The following is a 362-nucleotide window of genomic DNA, read 5'->3' on the forward strand; positions in this document are numbered from 1 at the left end:
CCAGTTCCTCATCACACAAAAAAGGGCTTGTCTTGGAAGACGGCAGGAAAAGTGATTGGCAGGGTGCTTCTGGCACTCCTGCTCATCCTCCTGCTGCTTGCAGTCTTCGGCACAGCCGCCCACGCTGCCGGACTGGTGGATGATACGGTGGATACTGCCAACGAATACAGCAAATATCCTCTGGACAACTACCAGCTTGATTTTTATGTGGACAGCGGATGGGACTGGCTCCCGTGGAACTGGCTGGACGGTATCGGAAAACAGGTGATGTACGGGCTGTATGCCATCACAAATTTTATCTGGACAATCAGCTTGTACCTTTCCAACGCCACAGGGTATCTGATTCAGGAAGCCTACTCGCT

1 protein-coding gene is annotated in these 362 nt (G+C 52.2%); it reads left to right on the forward strand.

What is annotated here, in order from left to right; genetic code table 11:
* Positions 1–362, forward strand: a 362-nt coding sequence (locus PZH32_RS11785) for a CD3337/EF1877 family mobilome membrane protein (protein WP_428994038.1), incomplete at both ends; no start/stop codon positions are given.

Origin of the sequence: Adlercreutzia equolifaciens, assembly GCF_029076695.1 — a bacterium.
Classification (GTDB): Bacteria; Actinomycetota; Coriobacteriia; order Coriobacteriales; family Eggerthellaceae; genus Adlercreutzia; species Adlercreutzia equolifaciens_A.